At 70.0% G+C, this 22,288-nt stretch carries 13 protein-coding genes and 1 pseudogene; 6 read left to right on the forward strand and 8 right to left on the reverse strand.

From position 1 onward, the window contains the following. Window positions 1-61 precede the first annotated feature (61 nt). The 4 genes from DGO_RS21170 to DGO_RS13745 all read right to left on the reverse strand — a co-directional run bounded on the left by DGO_RS21170 (window position 62) and on the right by DGO_RS13745 (window position 12,657). Complete coding sequence (locus DGO_RS21170; protein WP_014686115.1) at window positions 62-4,117, reverse strand: beta strand repeat-containing protein; 4,056 nt, start codon at window positions 4,115-4,117, stop codon at window positions 62-64. 8 nt (window positions 4,118-4,125) lie between these two features. Next, the gene (locus DGO_RS13735; RefSeq protein WP_014686116.1) at window positions 4,126-7,389 is read right to left on the reverse strand and encodes a TonB-dependent receptor; all 3,264 of its coding nucleotides are present in this window, start codon (window positions 7,387-7,389) and stop codon (window positions 4,126-4,128) included. A gap of 2 nt (window positions 7,390-7,391) precedes the next feature. Continuing rightward, window positions 7,392-10,169 (reverse strand): DUF11 domain-containing protein, encoded by a 2,778-nt coding sequence (locus DGO_RS13740; RefSeq protein WP_043802504.1) that lies wholly within the window; start codon window positions 10,167-10,169, stop codon window positions 7,392-7,394. Window positions 10,170-10,371: 202 nt separating this feature from the next. Continuing rightward, window positions 10,372-12,657, reverse strand: coding sequence for a beta strand repeat-containing protein (locus DGO_RS13745; RefSeq protein WP_083847301.1), 2,286 nt, complete (start codon window positions 12,655-12,657; stop codon window positions 10,372-10,374). A 602-nt stretch (window positions 12,658-13,259) separates the two neighbouring features. On the opposite strand from DGO_RS13745, the gene DGO_RS13750 reads away from it, so the two are divergent. Next, on the forward strand, window positions 13,260-14,471 hold the full coding sequence (locus tag DGO_RS13750; RefSeq protein WP_014686119.1) for a vWA domain-containing protein: 1,212 nt from the start codon (window positions 13,260-13,262) through the stop codon (window positions 14,469-14,471). A gap of 56 nt (window positions 14,472-14,527) precedes the next feature. On the opposite strand, the gene mscL is transcribed toward DGO_RS13750, so the two are convergent. Further along, window positions 14,528-14,926: a large conductance mechanosensitive channel protein MscL gene (gene mscL / locus DGO_RS13755; RefSeq protein ID WP_014686120.1), complete on the reverse strand. Its 399-nt coding sequence runs from the start codon at window positions 14,924-14,926 to the stop codon at window positions 14,528-14,530. Window positions 14,927-15,067: 141 nt separating this feature from the next. Here mscL and DGO_RS13760 point away from each other — a divergent pair, with 141 nt between their 5' ends. Continuing rightward, window positions 15,068-15,865, forward strand: a complete 798-nt coding sequence (locus DGO_RS13760; protein WP_014686121.1) for a polyphosphate kinase 2 family protein — start codon at window positions 15,068-15,070, stop codon at window positions 15,863-15,865. 57 nt (window positions 15,866-15,922) lie between these two features. Here the strand turns inward: DGO_RS13760 and DGO_RS13765 are convergent, their stop codons facing one another. From DGO_RS13765 to DGO_RS24820, 3 genes are all read right to left on the reverse strand, one after another. Beyond that, window positions 15,923-17,017: an acyl-ACP desaturase gene (locus DGO_RS13765; RefSeq protein WP_014686122.1), complete on the reverse strand. Its 1,095-nt coding sequence runs from the start codon at window positions 17,015-17,017 to the stop codon at window positions 15,923-15,925. 125 nt (window positions 17,018-17,142) lie between these two features. Beyond that, entirely contained in the window at window positions 17,143-17,544 is a 402-nt protein-coding gene (locus DGO_RS24815) for a metallophosphoesterase (RefSeq protein ID WP_338032395.1), read from the reverse strand. Continuing rightward, window positions 17,541-18,035 (reverse strand): metallophosphoesterase, encoded by a 495-nt coding sequence (locus DGO_RS24820; RefSeq protein WP_338032396.1) that lies wholly within the window; start codon window positions 18,033-18,035, stop codon window positions 17,541-17,543. The genes DGO_RS24815 and DGO_RS24820 overlap by 4 nt, the downstream gene beginning before the upstream one ends. Before the next feature lie 111 nt (window positions 18,036-18,146). On the opposite strand from DGO_RS24820, the gene DGO_RS13775 reads away from it, so the two are divergent. From DGO_RS13775 to csaB, 4 genes and pseudogenes are all read left to right on the forward strand, one after another. Then, the gene (locus tag DGO_RS13775) at window positions 18,147-18,422 is read left to right on the forward strand and encodes a hypothetical protein (RefSeq protein WP_050920820.1); all 276 of its coding nucleotides are present in this window, start codon (window positions 18,147-18,149) and stop codon (window positions 18,420-18,422) included. Next, entirely contained in the window at window positions 18,419-19,270 is an 852-nt protein-coding gene (locus tag DGO_RS13780) for a metallophosphoesterase (protein ID WP_043802507.1), read from the forward strand. The genes DGO_RS13775 and DGO_RS13780 overlap by 4 nt, the downstream gene beginning before the upstream one ends. A 234-nt stretch (window positions 19,271-19,504) precedes the next feature. Continuing rightward, complete coding sequence (locus DGO_RS13785; RefSeq protein ID WP_420810580.1) at window positions 19,505-21,274, forward strand: DUF5693 family protein; 1,770 nt, start codon at window positions 19,505-19,507, stop codon at window positions 21,272-21,274. Continuing rightward, a pseudogene (csaB, locus tag DGO_RS13790) lies at window positions 21,271-22,243 on the forward strand (polysaccharide pyruvyl transferase CsaB). The gene DGO_RS13785 and the pseudogene csaB overlap by 4 nt, the downstream one beginning before the upstream one ends. Window positions 22,244-22,288: the final 45 nt, after the last annotated feature.

The raw sequence follows: 22,288 nt of genomic DNA on the forward strand, positions 1-22,288 counted from the left end.
GGACGACAAAAAGGGGAGGATCGCCGGCTGGCTCTCCTCCCCTCCCTGGCACTGGGCCGGCTCAGTTGATCTTGGCCCGGAAACAGAAGCTGCCGGTGGTATTGATCGCCAGTGTGCCGATGGTCGCCGTCACCGTGTTGCCGGAGACACTGGTGGTCGCGCCTGTGAAGGCCGTGCTGGGCGTCACCTGCATATTGCCCTGCTTCACGAACAGGCTACCGGCGACCAGTGTGGTGTTGGCCGGAACCCCGTCGTCAATCCTGTAGTTGTTCAGGGGCAGGCTGCCGTAGTTGGTGAAGTCGATACAGTACTCCAGCACGTTCTGGGGAAGGCCGGTGCCGGTGCTGCTCCAGGCCGGCGAGGTCGCCGGGATGGGCGTGGCGGCCGGCGACGACCCGAGGTTGTGCACCTGCTTGAACAGCGCCGTGTAGGCCGTACCGGTGGTCGCCGTCGCGGCAGCCGAGTTAGCGGCGTTCGTCGCCGAGGCCGAGACGCTGTTGACCAGGGCGCTCTGGGGCTGGGTGGCCCGCAGGGTCGGCGCAGTGGGGGCCGTGACCGTGACCTTGAACGTACGGGTGGCCGCCGTCCCTGTCGCCAGGGTTCCCACCGACCAGGTCAGGTTCTGCCCGTTCTGGGTGGTCGTCACCGCATTGCCGTTCTCGGTGACGGTGGGCGTCCCGACGTTGGCAGGCAGGACATCGGTCAGCGTCACACCCGTCGCCGCGACGCTTCCGTTGTTGGTGACCGTAACGGTGTAGGTGAGCACGGGCGGCACAGGCTCGGCCCCACCGACTGGACTGGGATACAGCGCGACCGTCCGGTCAACCGTCTTGGTCACGGTAAGCACAGGCCTGGCCGTGTCGGTCACGGTGGGATCGTTGGGCGCAGGCGTGTTGGGATCGTCGCTGAGCACGCTGGTCGTCGCCGCGCTGCCGGTCGAGTTGTCCGAGTAGGTGGCGGTGGCCTGGTTGCTGACGCTGGTCGTTCCCGCGTTGACCGTCACCCGGAAGGTCAGGGTCGCCTCTCGGTCGGTCGTGACCGTGGGGGTGCTGTCGGCCTGAAGAACGCCGTTGGCCGCTCCCGGGCTGCTGATGATCTTGGCCGTGGCAAAGGGCATGGCTCCGTTGTTGTCGGCCACGGCCACCGTGTTCAGCTTGGTGCTGCCTGCGACGTAGGTTGCACCTGCCGGAATGGGATCTTGCAGCGTCGTCTCGGCCGCGCTGATGTTGCCGCTGTTCCTGACGATGATGGTGTATTCGATGGTATCGCCCGGAAGGATCAGGCTGCCGGCACTGCCCGCGACTTTCGCCGCCGTCTTGGTCACGCCGATGATCGGATTCAGGGTGGGATAGCTGCAGCTGGCCAGGTCGGAGTTGCCCCGTAGCGTGTTGGAGGCGGCTGTTTGGGTAACCGTAAGGGCAGCCAAATTGACCGCGATGATCCGTCCACCGGCAGAACTCGCATAGATGGTCTGCCCAATAGCCGCATAACCGCCGTAGGTGTCAGTCCCGATATCTGTGTCGTTCAGGCGGCCCAGGAACAGGACACCGCCATTCGGGCGCACGAGGAAGGTATCGAGGTACGAGCCGTTGTTCCCGTTGTTCACGCTCAGGAACAGGTTACCGGCACTGTCGGCAAAGAAGTCGCCGCTTCCAGAAATGGTGACTGCAGGTGTTAGACCGGAACTGTCCGTATAGTTCAGGGTCGTCGGGCCCGAAATGGTATAGGGCGCCGTGGTTTGAAATCTCCAGATCTGGGTACCCACACTGAAATAACCGAGTCCGTTTGGATTAACCGTGGTCGGCTGCGTCACACCCAGCCGTAGAACACGGAGACTCCCGGTAGTCAGCCCACTGATGGGCACCGAGGCAACCCACTGGCCTGTCGTCACATCGTAGACTTTGAGGTTTCCGTCTTCTGCCGCGACGAACAGTTTAGTTCCGTCTGCACTGACCCCTAGAGCCGCATTGACATTCGCGCTATTGGCTCCAGGAGGCACGGTGGCGATCGTATTCCCCACCGTGCCATCCGGCGACAGAGTAGCGATCTTCTGGAATCCGTTGGTCGTGTCTCCCAGGAGGGCATAGAAGTTATTCGTGCAGGCCAGCGGCGGATTGGTGATCGTCACGTCTTCGCCCGTGCTGCTGCCGGAGGCGTAGTTGCTGCCGGCCACCGTGCCGCCAGCCGCATAGGTATCACCGGGCGAAATGGTCCCCGTAGCACTCGTGCGGGTCGGATCGGTATAGCTGACCGTCGCCGGGTTCTGGTAGGTGCCGGCGGCCGCCGAGTTCAGGTTCACCGTGAACGTGACGCTGAGACTGCCTCCCTGTGGCAGAGTAAAGCTGCTGGTCGCGCTGCCGAATAGGGCCGTGGTGGTCCCCGTACCCGTCGCGCTTGCCGGGCCGCTTGCACCCCCGTTATAGGTCGTAGCTGTGGTGGCGCTGTAGGTAAAAGGTGCAGGCAGCACATCAGACAGGGTCACGCCACTGGCCGTCCCCCCCGTATTGCTCACCGTGATGGTGTAAGACGCCGTCGTATTCGTGCCGGACACCCGCGAAGGGGTACTGGTCGTCTTGGTGACCGTCAGAGTGGGAAAGCAGGTCGCCGTGGCCGAAGCGCCGGGGACCTGGGACACGGTCGCCGTCAGGGCCTGCGTGCCCACACTCCCGGGCACCGCTCCGAAGGTACCACCCGAGGTCGTCCCGGCTGCGCCGCCCGCGACAGACACGGCAGGCCCACTGCTGGACAGCACCACGGCGCCGCCACCACCCCCACCCCCCGGGCCGTGCGGAGACCCGCCGCCCGTGTTGGTCCCGCCGGTTCCGCCGTTTGCCGTGACGTTCAAGGTGCCGGGCAGCGCGTTGGGCGAGACGATCATCACGCTGCCGCCTGCGCCGCCACCACCGGAGCCGTCGTTGACGACGGAATTGTTGGCGTTCGCACCACTGGCCGAAACCGTACCGGAACCGGACACTGTGCCGGCCCGGACCATCACGACGCCGCCGCCCGCCGCGCCGCTACTCGCCAGACCATTCGCCGGCGTGCCCGTCGCGTTGTTGGTCGTTCCCGCGCCGCCACCGCCCCCCAGCGTGAGCTGCGAGACCCCGATCGAGACGGCCGCGCCCCCGATCCCCCCTACGGGGCTCTGGGAACTCCAGGCGTTGCCCCCTTTACCGCCGGCACCGCCACCGGCGCCGCCGCCGCCGCCCGTGTTCTGATCGTTGGCGGCTGGGTTGCTGTCCGTCCCGCCGCCCCCCGCGTTACCCGGCGCACCCCGGGCAGAACTGCCCCCCGGATAACCTTCGGTCGTGGTATCGGTCTGCACCGTTGCCCCGTTGGCAAGGACATACTGGGGCGTTCCCGCGACCCCTTCACCCTTCTGGGCGTGGTAGTTGTTACTCGCCGCACTGGCATACGCAGTGCCCGATCCTCCCGTGCCACCGGACAGGCCCCGGCCCGCCCCACCCCGGAAACCCAGGCCGGTCGCCGTGACACTTCCCCCGTTCAGCCCCAGCGATCCTGCCACGTCGAAGGCCACCACACCGCCGACCGCGCCGTTCCAGGCCGGCGCCGTCACCGCCGAAGTCCCGAGGGTCGCGCTGCTGTACTGCGGAATCCGGATGACCTGAAACCGCTTGGCGCCGCTGGACGCGCTATAGGCCGAGTTGGCGTAGCTGTTGATCAGGCCACCGCTGTTGCCGTCACCACGGATGCTGACGCTGCCGTTACCGCTGGAGGCCGAGGTCGCCACGACATACTCGTACTTCCCGGCATTGACGGCAGTCGCGCCGGAACCACTGGTCCCGCCGCTGCCGTAAGCAGTGCTGTCGGTGGAGTTGATGGTCGCGTCCTGCATCTGCATGACCAGCAGCAGGTCGCCTGCCGTGATCTGGGTACTGGCTCCGGCACTGGCCCCCAGCGAGAGGGTGTTCGCGCCGGCCGGGGCATTGGCCGTCCCCGGATAGTAGGTGTTCACGACCCCGGTGAGATTGGTCCCCACGCCGTCTTTCCCCGGCGTGGCGCAGGTGATGGCCTGCCCCGCCGAGCCCAGCGTGACCAGTCCGGTCACCAGCCAGGCGCAGGACCGCCACGCGCCGATCTTTGCTTTGTTCACCATGACTGTCCTCATTTCTTGCGGCCCAGCGTCTCGTCCAGCGTCAGGTCCAGGCGCAGGTATGCCCCGGGCTTGGTGTAGGCCGCGCTGCTCGTCAGGCCGTCGAAGCCCTTGAAGTTGTAGCCGGCGGTGAGCCAGGTGCCGGGCAGGGCGCGGAAGCTGCCCTCCAGGCCCACGCCGTACTGGGTGGTCTGGCTGGCGGGCTGGCTCAGCACGCGGCCCCAGGCGCCCACGCCGAAGCGCTCGCCCAGGTAGGCCGTGCCGCCCAGCGACCCCTGCCAGGTGAAACTGCCCTGGTCGGCCAGCAGCGTGCGCGTTTCCAGGCCGCCGCGCAGCGCCCAGGTCGGCTCGCGGTACTCGGCGCTCAGGCCGGTGCTCAGCTCGGGCGCATTGCCCGCCAGGGTGCCCTGAAGGTACCGGGCGTAGCCCAGGCTGCTCAGGCGGTCGCCCCGGTAGGCGTAGCCCAGGCTCAGGCGCTGGCCGTCGCGGTCCTGACCGAATTCGGCCAGGGCGTCGGCGGTCAGCGTGAGCTGGTCACTGAGGCTGCCGGTGATCCCGGCGCGCACGACCACCCCGAACTCGCCGTCTCGGCGGGTCACGTCGGTGCCCAGCGCCGCGCTGACCCGGTCGGTCTTGTAGTTCAGGTCGGCCCCGGCCCCCAGCTCGGCCGTGCCGGTCGCCATGCCGTACAGCGCGCTGCCGCGCAGGCCCAGAGCCAGGCGGTCGTTCAGCGGCAGGGTGGTCGTCACGCCGAAGCGGGCGCGGTTGCCCGCACCGCTCGCGGTAGGCAGTTCGTACCCGGCGGCGTAGGTGGTGTTCCCCAGGGTGCTGTCCAGGGTCAGGGCCGCGACATGGCCCTCGCCCCAGGTCACCTTGTCGTTCAAGCCCAGGCTCACGTTGCGGCTCACCTTGAAGCGGGCGGTGATGTCGGTCGTGGTGTCCAGGTTGCCGCTCAGGGGCTGCGTGTGGACGATGTCCACGTCCACCGGTTCCTGGTGGTAGCCCACGCTCGCCACGGCCCCCAGGCCGTACTCGTCCCCGAAGGCGTAACGCGCCCCCAGGCCCACGCTGAAGGGCGCGAGGCGGTAGTCCGCGCGGGCCGTGACGCTGCCGCCGCGCGTGTGGTCAGCATTCTCGACATCGGCCACGCGGGGCAGCGGCACGTCACGGTACTGGGCGTCCACGACGGCGCTCAGGCGCGGGGTCAGGCGGCCGGTGTAGTTGCCGGTGACCTCCAGGCCGTCCGCGAACTTGCCCAGGCCCGCGTAGCCGGGCTGCTGGTAGCGCACGCGCGCGCTCAGGGCGTGGCCCTCGGCGGGGCTGGCGCTCACGCTGGCGCTCGCCTGCACACCGCCGCTGTAGGCGACCAGGGCGTCGGCGGTGGTGGAGCCGTCGGCGTACGTGCCGCGCACGCCCGCCGTGACCTGGCCGTCGAGGCTGACGGCGGCCGCACCCACCGTGGTCCGGCCAGCCGCGTATTTCACCTGCGCGCCGTAGGCCAGGGTCCGGCGGCCCAGCGGGTCGCTCAGGCGGTAGCTGACCGCCACGGCGCGCTCGTTGAGCTGGCCGTCGAGGCGGTCCAGGGCGCGGGTCAGGGTCACGACGCCGCTGCGCGGGTCCAGCACGTAGTCCACATTGCGGGCCAGCGTCACGCGCGACAGTTCCTTGCCCGTCTGGCGCTCCAGCGTCAGGACCTCGATGGTCTCGCTGCCCTCGCTGATGTTCCGGTCAGGCAGGTGCAGCAGCCGCGTGCCCTCGGGCGCGATACGCAGGTCCGACACGCGGTCGCCCGGCACGGACGCCACGAACCCCGACACCTGCGGGTTGGTCTTGCTGTAGGCGGTCAGGGCGGTCAGCTGCTCGCCCACCGGCAGCACGTCGATGGGCAGGGCCGAGCGGCGGTACTCGGCGCGGAAGCTCGGATGGTCGTAGCTCAGGGCCACCGGGTCGATGCCCTGCAGCGGTACCTGCTCGGTGCTGGCGTCGCCGTACACCGGGTTGCGCACCAGGGTGTTCTCGTCGGTGGGCAGCCGGTCCTTGTCGGCGGCGACGTACAGCTTGCCTGCCCCGACCGGTCCCTCGTAGTAGGCGCGCGCCTGCCAGGTGAGGTCGCCCGCGCTCAGGTCGCCGTCCAGGCCCAGGGTCGCGCTCGCCAGCCCCACGCCGACGCTGTTGCGCCCCGGCGTGATATCGAAGCGGTAGGTGCGCGCGCCCGACCCTTCCTGCACGTCCAGGCGCAGCGGCACGGGCGCGCTCTGGGGCTGGAGTTCCAGCACGCCTTCGCCGTCGGTCAGCCGGACCTGAAAGCCGCTGTCGATGGGATTGGCGTCGGCCACGCGCGGCTCGAGGCTGCTGTTGACCGTGATGGTCTGCTGGCCCGAGGGATGGCCGAAGGCGTCGAGGGTCCGGATACGGATGCGGATGGGCGTGCTGCCGTCGGCCACGGTCGAGACCGGCGTGATCTCGGTGCGGGCGGTCGCGCCGGTCAGGTACACGGAGGTGGTCTGGCCCAGGAAGCTCAGGGTATTGGGACCGGGGCGGATGGGCACGCCCACGTAGGTCAGACGCTGCTTGCCGGCCGCGCCGTCCTGGGTGTTGGTGCCGATCAGATCCTCGGAGACCGGTGTGCCGTTCACGCTGAGGGTCGGCACCGTCCCCTGGGGGGCCTCGACCGTCACCGTGATGCGGTCGCGCAGCCGGATGACGCTGCCGTCCACCGGGAATTTGATGGCCCCGGCGTTTTCCGTGTCTCCGGTATCAGGGGCGCTGGTCACGGCCGAGGCCGACGCGAAATCGGCCGCGTCGATCTGGCCCTGGAGCACCTCGGTGCGGTTGCCCGGCAGCACGACGCTCAGGGCAGGCTGATCGAGCGCGGGCAGGGCGCCGCTCTGGGTCAGCTCGTAGCTGAGCAGGCCGCGCAGGGCGGAGGCTCCGGCGGTGTCCGTATCCGCCGCGCCGCCGGGCAGCAGCGCCGAGGCGGGCAGCGTCCAGTACAGCACGCCGCTGGCCCCCTGGACGGGATCGGCCACCGGCTTGCCGCCCAGCAGGCTGCTGCCCGGCACGGGGGTCGCCCCGGCGGGCAGGCGGTGCGCCACGACGACGGTCAGGGCCTGCGCGGGCACGTCGAAGGGCAACGAGACGGTGCTGCGCCGCAGGACCGCCGGGGCCTGGGCCTCCGCAGGCAGGACCGGCGCGCTCTCCTGTGCATGGGCCGCCGACCCCAGCATCAGCAGGGTGCTCAGGGTCACGGCGGCGTGTTTGGCGTTCAGCTTCACTCTCAGTACCTCCAGCTCACGGCAGGATCGGTGGTCGCGGCCCGCGCTTCGCCCGTCCAGTCGAAACGGTACGTGAGCTTCGTCTCACCCGCACCGAGAGTAGTGCTGAGGGTATTGCTGCCCTCTTTCAGGACAGCTCCCCCAGGCAGGGGGTCTTCCAGCCGGAATTCGGGCAGGTCACGCGGGGTGCTCAGGGTCAATTCCACGACGTAGCCGCCAGAAACGGCCGTCACCACCTTGTCTAGCCGTAAGTCACCTACTTGTAAGGAGGTGCGTCGTAGGGCGCCCACTTCTCCGCCCAGGGGTGCCAGCGGAAAGTCCACGCTGGTCAGGCCGCGCACCTGCACCGTGCGGGTCCCGCTCAGGCCGCCGTCGGCGGGCACGGCCAGCGCCGGGTAGGGCACCGTGCTGGGGTCCAGACGCAGCGCCTGCGTGCCGAAGGCCACATTGGAGAAGTGGTAGCGCCCGGCCGCGTCGGTCAGGGCCAGTCGGCCACCCGCCAGCACGATGCGCGCCCGCTCGATGGGGGTATCCACCCCGGCGTCGTAGCGCCCGTTGCGGTTGCGGTCCACATAGACCATACCCAGCAGGTCGGACACCGGCGCGAACTTCAGGGGGTCGAGGCGCACGGTGGCCTTCGCCTGGTTGCTGGCGATGGCCCGCGCCACGCCGCCCGCGCCGGTTCCCACGACCTGCACCACGTTGTCGAGTTCGGTGGCCGCTTCGGGCGTCACGCGGATGGCGTAGGTGATGACCACCTCGCCCCCGGCGGGGATGGAGGCGACATTCCAGCGCAGCTGGCCGTCCGTGACCGCCGGGTCAGCGAAGGGCTGCCCGCCCAGGGTGGCCGTGCCCGGCAGGTACAGCAGACCGCGCGCGGGGGTATCGGTGATCACAGCGTCCACGACCGCCGTCGTGGCCGAGGCGTTGCGCACCCGCAGGGTGTAGGTCAGGCGGTCGCCGTAGGTCACGATCTGCGACGAGACGGTCTTGTCGATCAGGAGCTGCGCGCTCCAGACCGGCGTGGCGACGGCGTTGCTGGGCAGCGGCGTGGGCAGTTCGGTCGTCACGAGGTTGAAGACGTTGGTCAGGGCCTCACCGTCCACCGCGCGTGCGCTCACGGTCGCCTCGACTTTCAGGGTGCGCGACTCGCCCGGCGCCAGGGTGCCCAGCCGCCACTCGGCCACCTGGGCACCGGCCGCGCCGCTCAACGTGCCGCCGTCGGACGCGCCCTGGCCGTCCACGTGCGCGGGCAGCGGGTCGCTCACGACCACGCCGGTCAGGGGGCGGGCGAAGGGATTGCGCACCGTCAGCGTGTAGCTCAGGCGGTCGCCCACGGCCACCGTCGCGTCGGCCGCCAGGACCGCGCCGTCGGCCGAGGTCGCCACGACACTCTTGCGCAGCTCGGGCAGGCCGTTCTCGATGGCCGTCACGAGGTCGCGGGTGGTGTTGCTCGTGCCGCGCTCGCCCTGCACCGTGATCAGGGCGTCGAGGGCACCGGTCTGCGAGGGCGAGTAGCACACCCGGACCAGCGAGGTCTGGCCGGGGGCCAGCGGCAGGGGCTGGGTCAGGGGCGCGCCGCCGGGGCCGGAGAGGGTCGCCTGCGCCGCGCCCTGCGGGTAGGTGATGACCACGCGGAAGTTGTCACTCACGTCGCCCGTGTTCTGGACGGTGTGGTCGAAGCACACCTGCTGGCCGACCACCGCGAAGGGACGGGTCTGGGTGTCCTGCGCGGTGCCTTCCGGGGCCAGGGGCTGATCGAGCGGGCCGATGGCGACGCCCGGCAGGTAGCGGACGTCGGCCGTGGCGGTGCTGCTCGCACTCAGGGCGCGGCTCTGTACGGTCGCCGTGTTGGGAATGACCCGGCCCTCGGCGCTGGGGGTCGCCAGCATCCGGAAGCTCAGGTTCAGGGTCTCGGCGGGCGCGAGGCTGGAAGCGCGCACGCGCACGCCGCGCACCGGCTGGGTTTCCTGGGCGCTCCAGGCCACGCCGTCGGAGGTGTATTCCAGGGTCCCCCGGCTGGCCGAGGCGCTGCCGGCCACGAAGCTCAGGCCCTGCGCGAGCTGGTCGGCCAGCAGGTCGGTCAGGACCACCTCACGGCTGCTGCCCTGGCCCGCGTTTCCGGCGGTGACGTTCACGGTCGTCTCGGTGCCGGGGCGCACCAGGGCCGGGGTGAAGGTCTTGGTGACGTTCAGGACCGGCGGCGCGCCCACCCGCACGCGGCTCACGTTCGCGCTGCTCTGGCTGCCGCCGCACGACGCGACGAGGTTCACGAAGGCGTCGCCCTGGTCGCTGGGACCGGCGTCGGCGACCAGAAGCACGTCGGCGCTGGCGTCGGGCGCGAGGTCCACGCTGCTGATGAGCGGCTCGCCGCTGTCGAGCGCCCCGTTGCGGTTGAGGTCGGCGTACAGGGCCACGGCGGGGGCGAAGGCGCTGCCCTCCTCGCGGCGCGCGGCCAGGGGCAGCGTGGTCTGCGCGTTGCCCGCGTTGACCACCGTGTAACGGAACACGGCCCGCTCGCCCGGCAGCAGGTCGGCGCTCTGGCCGGGCGCCGCCACCGTGCCGCCGGGCGTGACACTGACGGCGCACACCGCCTGCACGGTCGTCGTGACGACGTTGCTGTCGCTGCGGGTATCGCCGCCGGGCGTCACCGCCTCGTAGGTCGCGGAGGCCTGGTTGTTGATGGCGGTGCCTGCGGGCGTCCCCGCCGCCAGGGCCGAGGTCACGCCGGCCAGCAGGCCAGTCAGCAAGGTGGTGTGCAGAGCGGGAAAGCGCGACATGGGATCTCCTTGAGGGGCGCGCTGGCCAGTCAGGAAACGCCGCGCGGGAATCGGGGAAGCACTCGGCAGTGCGGGAACAGTCAGCGGAAAGAAGGGTCCGGTGTTGGGGTGAAGAAGTCGGCCGGTCAGAAAAGCGTGCGGCGCCGGCCTGGAAAAGCCGGCGCACCTCGGAAAAAGGCTGCGGGAGGTGCGCCGGTGGGGCTCAGTTCACCGTGACGGTGAAGGTCAGTTCCATCGTGGAGTTGGCGGGCAGGGCGTCGGGCTGGTTGTCGCCGTTGACGTCCGCCGCGACGGCGATGACCGTGCCGGCCGCCGCGCCCGTGCTGGGGGCGGTCGTCGACCAGTTACCGTTGCCGACCTTGTAGATGACCTTGCTCACGGCCGCGTTGTTGACGGTCAGGCTGGCCGCCTGGAAGGTGGTGTTCGCCGGCACCGTGTCGTTCAGGGCGAAGCCCGAGACGGCCGTGTTGAAGTTGTTCTTGCCGATGATGCGGTAGACGATGTTCTTGGTGGGCAGCACCGTGGTGTTGCCGGCCGTGTAGCCGCTGGGGTTGTTGATGCCCTTCTGGGGGGTGGCCCCGGCCGCCGTCGTGCCGTCCTGGGTGAACTTGGCGACAACCACGTTCCCCACTGCGCCCACCTGGATGGCGTCGTTGAGGTCGGTCATGGTGATGGTGCTGTAGTTGCCCACCGCCTTCTGGCTGACCGTGTAGGTGCCCGCCGCCGTGCCGTCTGGCACCGTGATGACGGCGTAGACCTTGATCTCGCTGCCCGCAGCCACGACCGGGGTCACGAAGTTGCCCGCGCCGTTGGTGGGCAGGGCCGCGCCGGTCGAGTCGACGTAGGTGATGGTCGCGCCGGCCGGGAGGTTCGTCACGGTGGCCGACAGGGTGAAGCTGTCGTTGTAGGCGCCCATGTTGGCGACGTCCATCGGGAAGACGGCGACGTTGTCGGCCGCGTTGCCGGTGTTGATGTTGGTCGTGGTGTTCGCGCCGGGCACGACCTGCTGGACCGGGGCCGGGGTCGGCGCCGCGCCCAGCGTGCCGTCGGTGCTGTCACCGAACTGCGCGGCCGCCGAGTTGATGATGTCGGTGGAGGTCGCGTCGGCCTGAACGTCGGCGTCCTTGAGCGAGTCGGCGCCCACGATCACGCTGATGGGATCGATGCGCGAGGAGTCGTCGGGGTCGGGCAGGGTGACTTCGGTGCGGTAGATCACCGTGCCGCCGGCCGGGACCGTGACCGTGGGGTACAGGGCCCCCGGGGCCACCGGGATCGGCGCGCCGGTCGTCGGCCCGAGGAACCGGACCTGAACGCCGTTGGGCAGCGTGAACACGCCGGTCGAGGCGTTGTAGGTGGTGCCGGCCAGCAGCAGGCCGTCCGGGCCGGCGGGGAACAGCTGCACGGTGTCGCTCGTGGTCGTGCTGTTGTTCTTCAGGTCGTTGGTGAAGATGATGACGTCGGGCGTGCCGGCCTTGTCATTGGTCTGACCGGTCGTGGGGTCAGTCGAGGGGTTGTCGTTGTCGGCCTTGGGGTAGGCGACCTGACGGTTGCCCTGGGCGTCCACCACGATGGGCGTGCCGCCCGAGGTGGGGTCGCTCGGGTTGCTGGGGGTCGAGGGGTAGGCGGTCGTGACCGGGTTGGTGGGGTTGGGCTGGTTGGCCGTACCCGGCGTCACCGTCGGCACGCTGGCATTGCCCTGGGCCGGCGGGGTGGCGGTCGTCGTGCCGTCGGGGCCGACCGGGTTGGTCGGGTTGGCGATGTTGGGGCTGCCCACCAGGTTCGGCTGGAAGGTGGTGATCTTGACGAACTGGAGGTCCGCGCCCTGGGCCGGGGTGTTCACGACCGCGCCGGCGTTCACCGTCTGGTTTTCGTACAGGGTGCTGCCGGTGGGCACGCCGTTCTGGCCGGCGGCCGTGCCGGTCCCCGTGACCGAGGCCTCGGGCGAAGCGCCGTAGGTGGCGTTGGCCGGGGCACCGCTCGGCACCGTGAGCTGCTGGCTGAACTTGACGACGCCGCCGGCACCGGCGGGCAGCGCGATGGTGTAGCTGCCGTCGGCGTTGGGCGTCAGGGCCTTGCCGCTGGCGTCGAGGTACTTCACGTCGAGGCCCGTGGCGCTGCCGGTCGTGTTGGGACGCAGGGTCACGGTCAGGGCAGTGTTGCCGTTGTTGACGATGTCGTAGTCGGTGGTCACGACCTGGCCGGGAACCGCGCCCGTGACGACCTTGGGGGTGTTGGCCAGGGTGTTGCCGTCGGCCGTGCCGTCGTCGTAGACCACGTCGAAGCTCGGCAGCGCCAGCACGGTCGTGGAGACGGTGTTGGAGGCCGAGGTCGCGGCGGCGTTGGTGGTGGGGTCCGTGAACGACGCGGTCGCCTGGTTGGTGATGGCCACGCCGGCCTGGGTGTTGGTGGTGTTGGGCGTGGGGGCCGCCGCCGCCACACCGGCCGCCAGGGCCACCATCAGGGAGATGAACTTCGTGCTTCCTTTCATATTTCCTCCTTGCTCATGGCCCTGTCCGGGCCGGGCAACTGCTCCACCTACATCAGCGCAACGTCTTGAACAAAACCCTGACTCGGCCACCTACCCCTTCGGGCACCCTGCTGTACGGATTCGGCCTGCGTTCCGGCCCGGGCTGGGCAGCGCGCGGCGATGCACGGCGCTGTATGCAGGGGACCGTCCGGCTGTGGACTGAACTTCCGGTGAGAGACCTGAGGCGGGGGGCGGGCGGGTTTCACCGGACACGAAGCCCGCGAAACTTTGGATAACTTAAGATTCACACTCTTACGTCATACTTACTGAGTAGTAGGCAAGATTGCCGTCTGCAATCCGGCTCCCGGACCCGGCCCTCCGGATGGAGGAAAGAGCGGCCAGCACGGTGCCCAGCCCCTCCCGGACGGGTAAGATTTTTCTTGATCCGGACTCCCTTTACCCCCACCGGGGGGCACCCCTTCCCCCCGTCCGGTCCCCCGAGCCGGCGGTTCTTCCCTCTGGCCCGCCGCCTTCTCCGGAGCCCGCACTGGGCGCGGTTTATCTGTCCGTTCCTTACAAATGCCGCCTGCCCGAGACGCCATGCTGGGGGCCGGAGGCAAGACATGGCGCGGATCACGCGGTACAGCAAGTTCGAGGGCGAGCTCGACCAGCTCGATTCCTCGGAACTCATGCAGATGATTCAGGAGGCGCTGCTGGGTCAGGGCATGAACGACCCCTACGACCCCGACCCCAACGCGCGCCCCAGCATGGACGACCTGTTCGACGCCATTCTGGAGGCGCTGGCCGAACGCGGCATGATCCCCGAAGAGCAGCTGCTCGAGGCGATGCAGGCCGACGACGTGCGCGAGACGGCGCTCGGGCAGCAGATCGAGCGCCTGATGGACAAGCTCCAGCAGGACGGCTTCATCCGCAAGGAGTTCGGCGACGAGGACGGCCAGGGCGGCGCGGGGCAGGGCGGCGAGGCCACCTTTCAGCTCACCGACAAGAGCATCGATTTCCTGGGCTACAAGAGCCTGCGCGACCTGATGGGCGGCCTGGGCCGCAGCAGCGCGGGCGCGCACGACACCCGCGAGTACGCTTCGGGCATCGAGATGACCGGCGAACTCAAGAACTACGAATTCGGCGACACCATGAACCTCGACACGACCGCCACGCTGGGCAACGTGATCTCCAAGGGCTTCGACCAGCTCGAGGAGTCCGACCTCGTGATCCGGCAGGCCGAGTACAACTCCTCGGCGGCGACGGTCGTGCTGCTCGACTGCTCGCACTCGATGATCCTGTACGGCGAGGACCGTTTTACCCCCGCCAAGCAGGTGGCGCTGGCCCTGGCCCACCTCATCCGCACGCAATACCCCGGCGACACGGTGAAGTTCGTGCTGTTCCACGACTCAGCCGAGGAAGTGCCGGTGGGCAAGCTGGCGCAGGCGCAGATCGGGCCGTACCACACCAACACGGCCGGTGGCCTGCGGCTCGCGCAGCAGCTCCTGAAGCGCGAGAACAAGGACATGAAGCAGATCGTGATGATCACCGACGGCAAGCCCTCGGCCCTCACGCTGCCCGACGGCCGCATCTACAAGAACGCCTACGGCCTGGACCCCTACGTGCTGGGGGCCACCCTGCGCGAGGTCGCCAACTGCCGGCGCAGCGGCATCCAGATCAACACGTTCATGCTGGCGCGCGACCCGGAACTCGTGGGGTTCGTGCGCCGGGTCAGCGAGATGACGCGGGGCAAGGCCTACTTCACGACCCCGCAGAACATCGGGCAGTACGTGTTGCAGGACTTCATGACCAACAAGACCAAACTGGTGAACTGAGGCGGCCATGAACCGGCGGGGCTCCCCATCCGGGGAGCCCCGCCTTCAGTCGCCGCTCAGAGGGGGCCGGCGGGGCGGCGGCGCAGTTCGTCGCGGATTTCGGCGAGCAGTTTTTCTTCGGCAGTCGGCTCGGGGACGGCGGGGGCCGGGGCCGGTTTCCTGAACCGCTCGTTGATCAGGTTCATGGGGCGCACCACGAACACGTACACGACCAGGGCCGTCAGCAGAAAGGCGATCAGGGCCGTGACGAAGCTGCCCCAGTCGAACACCACGCCCTCGACCGTGAAACGGCCCGCGACCTCGCCCCGGCCTCCGGTCGCCAGCTTGATGAGTGGGGTCAGGAAGGCGTTGGTGAAGGCCGTGACGACGCTCCCGAACGAGGCCCCGATCACCACACCGACGGCCAGGTCCACGACGTTTCCACGCACGACGAAATCCCGGAATCCACTGAGCATGGTCCGATCTTCGCACTGCGTCTGACCCGGAACGATCCCGAATCCGGCCGGAATCTAGACAGGGAGACATTTGTCACATCGGCATGAAAAGGCCTGCGCCGCCGGCCGGGCCGGCGGCCCCGCAGTGTTAGCCTCTGGACCATGAAACTGAGTGACTACCGGGTCAGGGGCAAGCGCGCGCGGCTCGCGGACTGGGACACCCGTGAGGACGGCGGGCTGAGCAAGGAAGAGGCGCAGCCCCTGCTGGCCGAACTCCAGGAGGAGCTGGCCTCCTGGCAGGAGCGTCTGTACGCCGAGGGCAAACAGTCGCTGCTGGTGGTCTTGCAGGCGCGCGACGCCGGGGGCAAGGACGGCACGGTGAAAAAGGTCATCGGGGCCTTCAACCCGAACGGGGTGCGGGTATCGAACTTCAAGGTCCCCACGCCCGAGGAGAAGGCCCACGATTTCCTGTGGCGTGTGCATGCCCAGGTGCCGCGCGCGGGCATGATCGGCGTGTTCAACCGCAGCCACTACGAGGACGTGCTCGTGCCCCTGGTCCACGGCGAGATGGACGAGGAAGCGGCCGAGGAGCGCCTGAAGGACATCCGGCATTTCGAGGCGCTGCTGGGGCGCGGCGGCACCCGCGTCGTGAAGTTCTACCTGCATGTCAGTCCCGACGAGCAGAAAGAACGTCTCCAGGCGCGGCTCGACGACCCCAGCAAGCACTGGAAGTTCAACCCCGGCGACCTCGCCGAGCGGGCGCTGTGGGACGGCTACACGGACGCCTACGAGGCGTGCCTGGCGACGAGTACCGACGCCGCGCCCTGGTACGTGGTGCCCGCCGACCGCAAGTGGTTCCGCGACCTGCTCGTCAGCCGGGTGCTGCTGCACACCCTCAAGGACATGGACCCGCAGTACCCGGCCGTGAACTTCGATCCCCGCGCCATCGCCATCGAGTAAAGGCGGGGGCTGGCCCGCGTCCGGCCCCTCCCCCGCCCCGTCGTCAGGTTGCCCTGCTCAGTCGTCGGCGGCCTGACCGGTCTTGCGCGGCACCGCCGGGTTCTCGACGAACTCGGTGGGGTCGTACAGGTCGAAGCCGATGCCCTTCTCGTAGTCCTGGATCTTGACGTGCAGGCGCCTGACGTCGCCCTCGACCATGCCGTAGTCGAAGGTGTCCCAGATGGCGGTGGTCCCGAAGTTCCCGCCCTCGAAGGTCGGCACCTCGCGCGTCTTGCGGATGCCCTCTTCGAGCGCCTTGCGGCTCTCGATGCCGAGGTTGCGGAAGGCCACCTGCATCACGTCGCGCGAGAAGTCGCGCGGGCCGTAGATGCCGGCGCGGTACACCGTCTCGTAGAACTTCTGCCAGTCGGGAATGAGCGTCGCGGCGGGCATCGAGAACTGCCCGATGACGTTCTTGACGGCGTCGAGCGTCTGCTCGGGGTAGTAATAGAGGTACATCCGCACGCCTTCGAGAAAGAAGTTGTAGTGCGCCGCCTCGTCCACCGCGATGGTCTGGGCGACCTTGGCGAGCACCGGGTCGCTCACGCCCGCGAGGTGCGGCCGGTCACTCTTGCCCTGGGCGATCTTCATCATGTTCAGGTAGTTGAGCTGGGTGGCCCGCTCCTGGAACACGGTGTACACGAGGTTGTGGATGGCGTCCGGAAAGGGCAGTTCCCAGGTCTGGGCGCGCAGGCGCTCCTTGTACTCCTCAATCCAGGCGGGGCTACGCTGACCGCTGAACAGCACGGCGTTTTCCCAGGCGTCGGCGTGCTTTTCCTCCTCGCTGCCCCAGCGCAGCTGGAAGTGGCTGCGGCCGTGCGAACGCCGCACGAGGTGCACGAGGTTGGAGGTGAAGTCGGGCGCGTACTGCTCGACCGCGAAAAAGCCCTGGAGGACCGTGATCAGTTCGGGCGGCAGGTTCTTGTTCATGCCGCGCCAGTCGAAGGACTGGTCGGCGTTCCAGTTGCGCGTTTCCTGGCTGCGGGCGGTGTACCAGCGGTACAGGCCCAGGAACCCGCGTTCGATCAGGCGGTCTTTTTCACGGTTGCTCAGCAACCCGGCAGGCGTCTGGGGACGCTCGTTCAACATGTTGGGAGGCAGGATGTCGGCCATGCACGTAACTCCTTCGCCGTCCGGCGCTCAGGATTGTGGACGGTACGGCACCCAGCTTAAACCCTCTTGTTGAGAACCGTTCCCGACTGGGACAGGGTGCAACTTCACCCCCCGTCAGCCGGAGGTCAGGAGGCGGGCACGAGACGCAGCAGCGCGATTTCGGGTTCGCAGAGGTTGCGCAGGGGCAGGCCGCTCAGCCCCAGGCCCCGGCTCACGTAGCCCGGCGTGCCGTGCGCCCCCGTGACCCAGCCCATCGCGTAGCGCTGGCCGTAGCGGCTGGGCACCACCGGCGCGCCGACCAGCGGCAGCCGCACCTGCCCGCCGTGCGTATGTCCCGACAGCGCCAGCCCCACGCCGGGCGGCAGCTCGGGCAACAGGTCGGGGTTGTGGCTGACGAGCAGCGTCGCCCGCGTGCCCGCTCCGGCCAGGGTGGCGGCCGCGTCGGGCTGCCCGTTCCAGAAGTCGTCCACGCCCGAGACCCACAGGTCGGCGCGCACGGCGCGCCCCGCGTTGCGCAGCACCGTCACCCCGGCCGCCGCGAGGCCGCCTCCAGCCGCCCGCGCCGCTCGGCCCAGTCGGGCTGCCGGACGCCGGAATGCCGGTCGTACCCGAAACTGCCGTAGTCGTGGTTGCCCCACACCGCGTAGGTGCCCAGCGGAGCGCGCAGCCGCGCCAGCTCGGCCAGTAGGTCGGCGGAGGCCGCGTGCGCCCGGCGGTCGAACTGGTCGCCGCCCAGCAGGATCAGGTCGGGGCGCAGGGCCAGCGTCGCTTCCACCCAGGCGCGCACGCTGCCCACGCCGATATACGGCCCGTAATGCAGGTCGGTCAGGAAGGCGGCCGTCAGCGGGGCGCGCAGCCCCCCCAGGGCGCGGGTGTGCCGCGTGACCCCGAACCGGTAGGCCTGCGCCGCGCCCGCGCTGCCCAGGAACGCCACGGCCGCGCCGCCGCCCAGCAGGCTCCGGGTCAGGCCGCGCAGGACGCGCCGCCGCGCAGGATCGGGGGGAGCCGGAATTCGCATGCCGCGCAGGGTAGAGGACGGGGCCGCTCTCCATCGTCATCCGGAAGGGGGAAGGCCGCGCCGCCGCCCCGTGACACACTGCCGTTTGTCCCCGGCCCCTAGACTGACCGCGTGAATCCGAACGACGCCTCTTTCCCCGCCGACCCGGACATTCTGGTCATTGACGTGCTGGACGAGGACGCGGGCCTCGCGGACGTGGAGGACAGCCGGGGCCGCACCTATCAGGTCCCGGCCGAGTGGCTGCCCGGCGCGGCGGACGGCGCGGCCTACCGCGTACAGACCGGCCCCGGCGGCGTGACCTTTACCCCCGACCCGGACGGCGCGCGGGCGCTGCGCGAGCGCAGCAAGCAGACGCTGCTGGACTTCTCCGACGAGCCCGGCGCATGAGCCGCCAGGTCGTGGTGCTCCCGGACCTGCACGGGCGGGCCGACCTGCTCGCGGCGGCGGTGGCGCGTTACCCCGAGGCGCACTTCCTGTCGCTGGGCGACGCCATCGACCGGGGACGGCAGAACATGGAGACGGTCGCGGGGCTGCTGCGCCTGCGGGCCGAGGGCCGCGCCACCCTGCTCATGGGCAACCACGAGCGCATGGCCCAGGAAGGCCCCCACTGGTACCGCGAGTACCTGGGCACCCATGACCTGGGGGCCTACCGCCGCGCGATGGAGGGCTTCCAGAGCTGGATGCGTGCGGGCGGCGACACGGTGCGCCAGGAACTCGGCGGACTGACGCTGGAACAGTTCCCGGCCCTGCTGGACGAGTACCTCGCCGACCTGGGGCGCGTGGTGTACGTGACCGGTGACGGCCAGATCCACAGCGAGGCCCCGCCCGCCGACGTGCCCAGCGTGCTGGTCGCCCACGCCGCGCCGCCGGTCGCGCACGAGCAGCACCGCAACCCGCTGTCGGCGGCGCTGTGGCTGCGGCCCTTCGAGGGGCCCTTTCCCCTGCCCCCCGGCGTGGTCTACAGCCTGCACGGCCATACCCCGGTGCGCACCCCCACCCGCCTGAACCGCCACCTGTACGTGGACCTGGGCGCCTACGAGACCGGCCGCCTCGCCCTGGTCGAGATCGGCAACCCGCGCAACCTCCCCGAGATCACCGTGCTGTGCGGGCGCGGCAGCCCCGAACTCGCGCAGCGCTACCCCCGCTTCGGCGAGCCGGTGCCGGTGCATCCGGTCGAACTGGTGCCCTCGGCGGCGGCCCCGGCCCCGGTGCCCCCCCGGCTCGGGCGGCCATAGGCGCGGAGCAGGCCCCACCTTTGGATGACGCGCGGGGGCCTCCGGGTTCCTAGGCTCGGGGGGACGGGGGAAAGATGAGACCCTTCCATCTTTCTTCTCTATCTGACCTTTAGGATGTGCCCTGTGACCGACCCGACCCCCCACGCTGCCCCGACCCCGGCCGCCCGCCCGGACCCTCTGCGGCTTATTCCCCCGCCCAGCCGCCACCCGCTGACCCCGGTGCTGCTGGGGCTGATGTTCCTGTCGCTGATCCCGGCCCTGATCCTGGCCTTTCAGCGGGTGGGCTACGAGCAGGCGCAGAAGACGGCGGCGCTGGTCATGGACTACCCGGCGCTGGTGGCGCAGGCCAAACGCTACGGCCAGGACCCGCAGGCCCTGCTCGACCGCTACAAGGCGCTGGGCGTCAACGGCGTGGCCCTCTACGAGGACGTGATCGGCAGCCTGGAGCAGCGCGGCGCGATCTATATCCGCGCCGGGTCGGACCTCACGGCCGAGAATCCGGGCCTGGGCCTCAAGCCCGGCAGCGTGTACATGCGCTCGCTGGAGCCGGGCGTGGCCGAGGCGCTGCCCGCCCAGTACACCATTCCCACCCGCACGGTGACCGTCAAGGGCCAGCAGTGGATCGAGTGGCCCACCGACCCGCGCTTCCTGCCTGCCGGGCCGGACCAGAGCCTGCTCGCGCGGCTCAAGAGCCAGAACCTGACGCTGGTCTACCGCCCCTACGCCGACGACGCCGTGAAGAACGTGGGCGCCAACTGGCCCGACGTGCCCTTCATCGCCTTCACCGGCGACGAGGTGATCGGGGCGCGCACGCCCGAACTGCTCGCGCAGGTCAGCGAGCGCATGGGCAAGCGCATTCCGGCCATCATCGAGTCGAACCCGCAGCGCGGCCTGGACGACCTGGTGGCCGCGCACGGCGGCGCGCGCATGTTCGCGCTGAACCCCTCGTGGCAAAACCGCCTCGCGCCGCTGGACGTGGCGAGCAAGTACAACCTCGCCGCCCGCGAGCGCGGCATGCGCCTGATGTACCTGCGCCCCTACCCCACCATCAACGAGACCGAGGACATGCTGCGGCGCACCTCGGAACTGCTGCGGGCCTCGGGCGTGCGCGTGACCCAGCCGCAGATCACCTACTTCGAGCCGAGCACGCTGCTGCGCGCCCTGAGCATCGTCGGGCCGCTGGCCGCGCTGCTGCTGCTGGGCCTGAGCTTCCCGCTGCGCCGCCTGGGGCTGGCCGCCGCCGGCCTGAGCCTGCTGGTGGCCTTCGGCATGAACAAGTTCAGTCCCTTCGCGGGCGCGGCGCTCGTCGCGGCCGTGACCTTCCCGGCACTGGGGATGGTGCTGCGCCGCTCGCGGGTCAGCGACTGGTTCGTGGCGACGGGCCTGAGCCTGATGGGCGTGCTGTTCGTCTCGGCGCTGGGGGCCACCCACGACAGCACCCTGGGCCTGGACCCCTTCCGGGGCGTGGGCCTGACGCTGGTCCTGCCACTGGCCCTGGTCGCCGCGAGCTTCCTGCCGCGCCAGGACCTGCGCAAGACCGCGCACGACCTCTACAGCACGCCCATCCGCCTGGGCGACATCGCGGTGATGGGCCTGGGGCTGGCGGTGTTCGCGCTGGTGTTCCTGCGCCGGGGCAACACGACGAGCGGCGCGAGCGTCAGCGACACCGAGGCCGACATCCGCCGGGGGCTGCAAGACAGCATCATCCGCCCGCGCTTCAAGGAGATGGCCGCGCATCCCATCGGCCTGATCGGCCTGAGCGGCGTGCTGCCGGGCTACTTCAGCGCGCTGCTGGTGCTGGGCGGCGTGGTCGGGCAGGCCAGCATCCTGAACACCTTCTCGCACTTCCACACGCCGCTGCTCATCAGCGCGGCGCGCGCCTTCATCGGGCTGGGCGTGGGCCTGGTCGCCGGCCTGGTGCTGATTCAGGTCATCAAGCTGGCGCTGCGCCTGTGGAACACCTACGGCCGTCCCCCCGCCCAGGGCGCCGAGGTGCGCGCGTGAGCCGGGTGGCGGTCAGCGGTTACTACGGCTTCGGCAACACCGGCGACGAGGCCATCGCCCTGGCGATCAGCCGAGAGCTGCGCGCCCAGGGGCACGCGCCGCTGCTGCTGTCGAATACCCCCGCCGAGACCGCCCGGCTGTACGGCTGCGAAAGTGCGGCGCGCATGAAGCCGGCCGCGCTGCTGGGCGCGCTGCTGCGCTCGCAGGTGCTGCTCTCGGGGGGCGGCGGACTGCTTCAGGACAAGACGAGCGCCCGCAGCATGGCCTACTACCTGGGCGTCATCTCGCTGGCGCGGCGCCTGGGCAAACGGGTGGTCATCTTCAACCAGAGCATCGGGCCGCTGAGCGAGGAGGGCGGGGCGAAGGTGGCCCGCGCCCTGCGGGGCCTGCGCGTGGTGGTGCGTGACCGGGGCAGCCTGGAGACGCTGGAACGGCTGGGCGTCACCGCCGAGCTGGGCGGCGACCCCGCGCTGCTGCTCGCCCCCACGCCGGGCCTGACGCGCGACGAGAACCACGGTGGTCGTGGCCCCGCGCGGCGACGTGCAGGCCGCCCTGCCCGCCCTGCACGGCACGGTCGCGGCCCTGCGCTCGGGCGGACGGCGCGTGGTGGCCCTGAGCTTCATGCCCTCGCACGACGACGAAGCCGCGCGCGGCCTGGGCGCCGACGAGGTGGTCAGCACCCAGGATCCCCAGGTGGCGCTGGACCTCATCGCGCAGAGCGGCTTCGTGATCGGGGTGCGGCTGCACGCGGTCATCCTGGCCGCCGCCGCCGGGGTGCCCTTCGCGGGCGTCGCCTACGACCCCAAGGTCGAGGGGTTTTGCCGCGACGCGGGCGCCCCGACCCACAGCGTCACCCCCGACACCTGGACCCTGAGCGCGCAGGCCCTCGCCCGCAGCGCCGCCGACTGGGAGGCCGTGACCGCCATGAAGGAGCGGGCCCGGCAGAGTTTCGTGGGGCTGGGGAAGTAAGGGAGGGCAAGGCGGGAGGGGCGACGGCTGACCCCTCCCGCCTTT

Origin of the sequence: Deinococcus gobiensis I-0 (genome assembly GCF_000252445.1) — a bacterium.
GTDB lineage: Bacteria > Deinococcota > Deinococci > Deinococcales > Deinococcaceae > Deinococcus > Deinococcus gobiensis.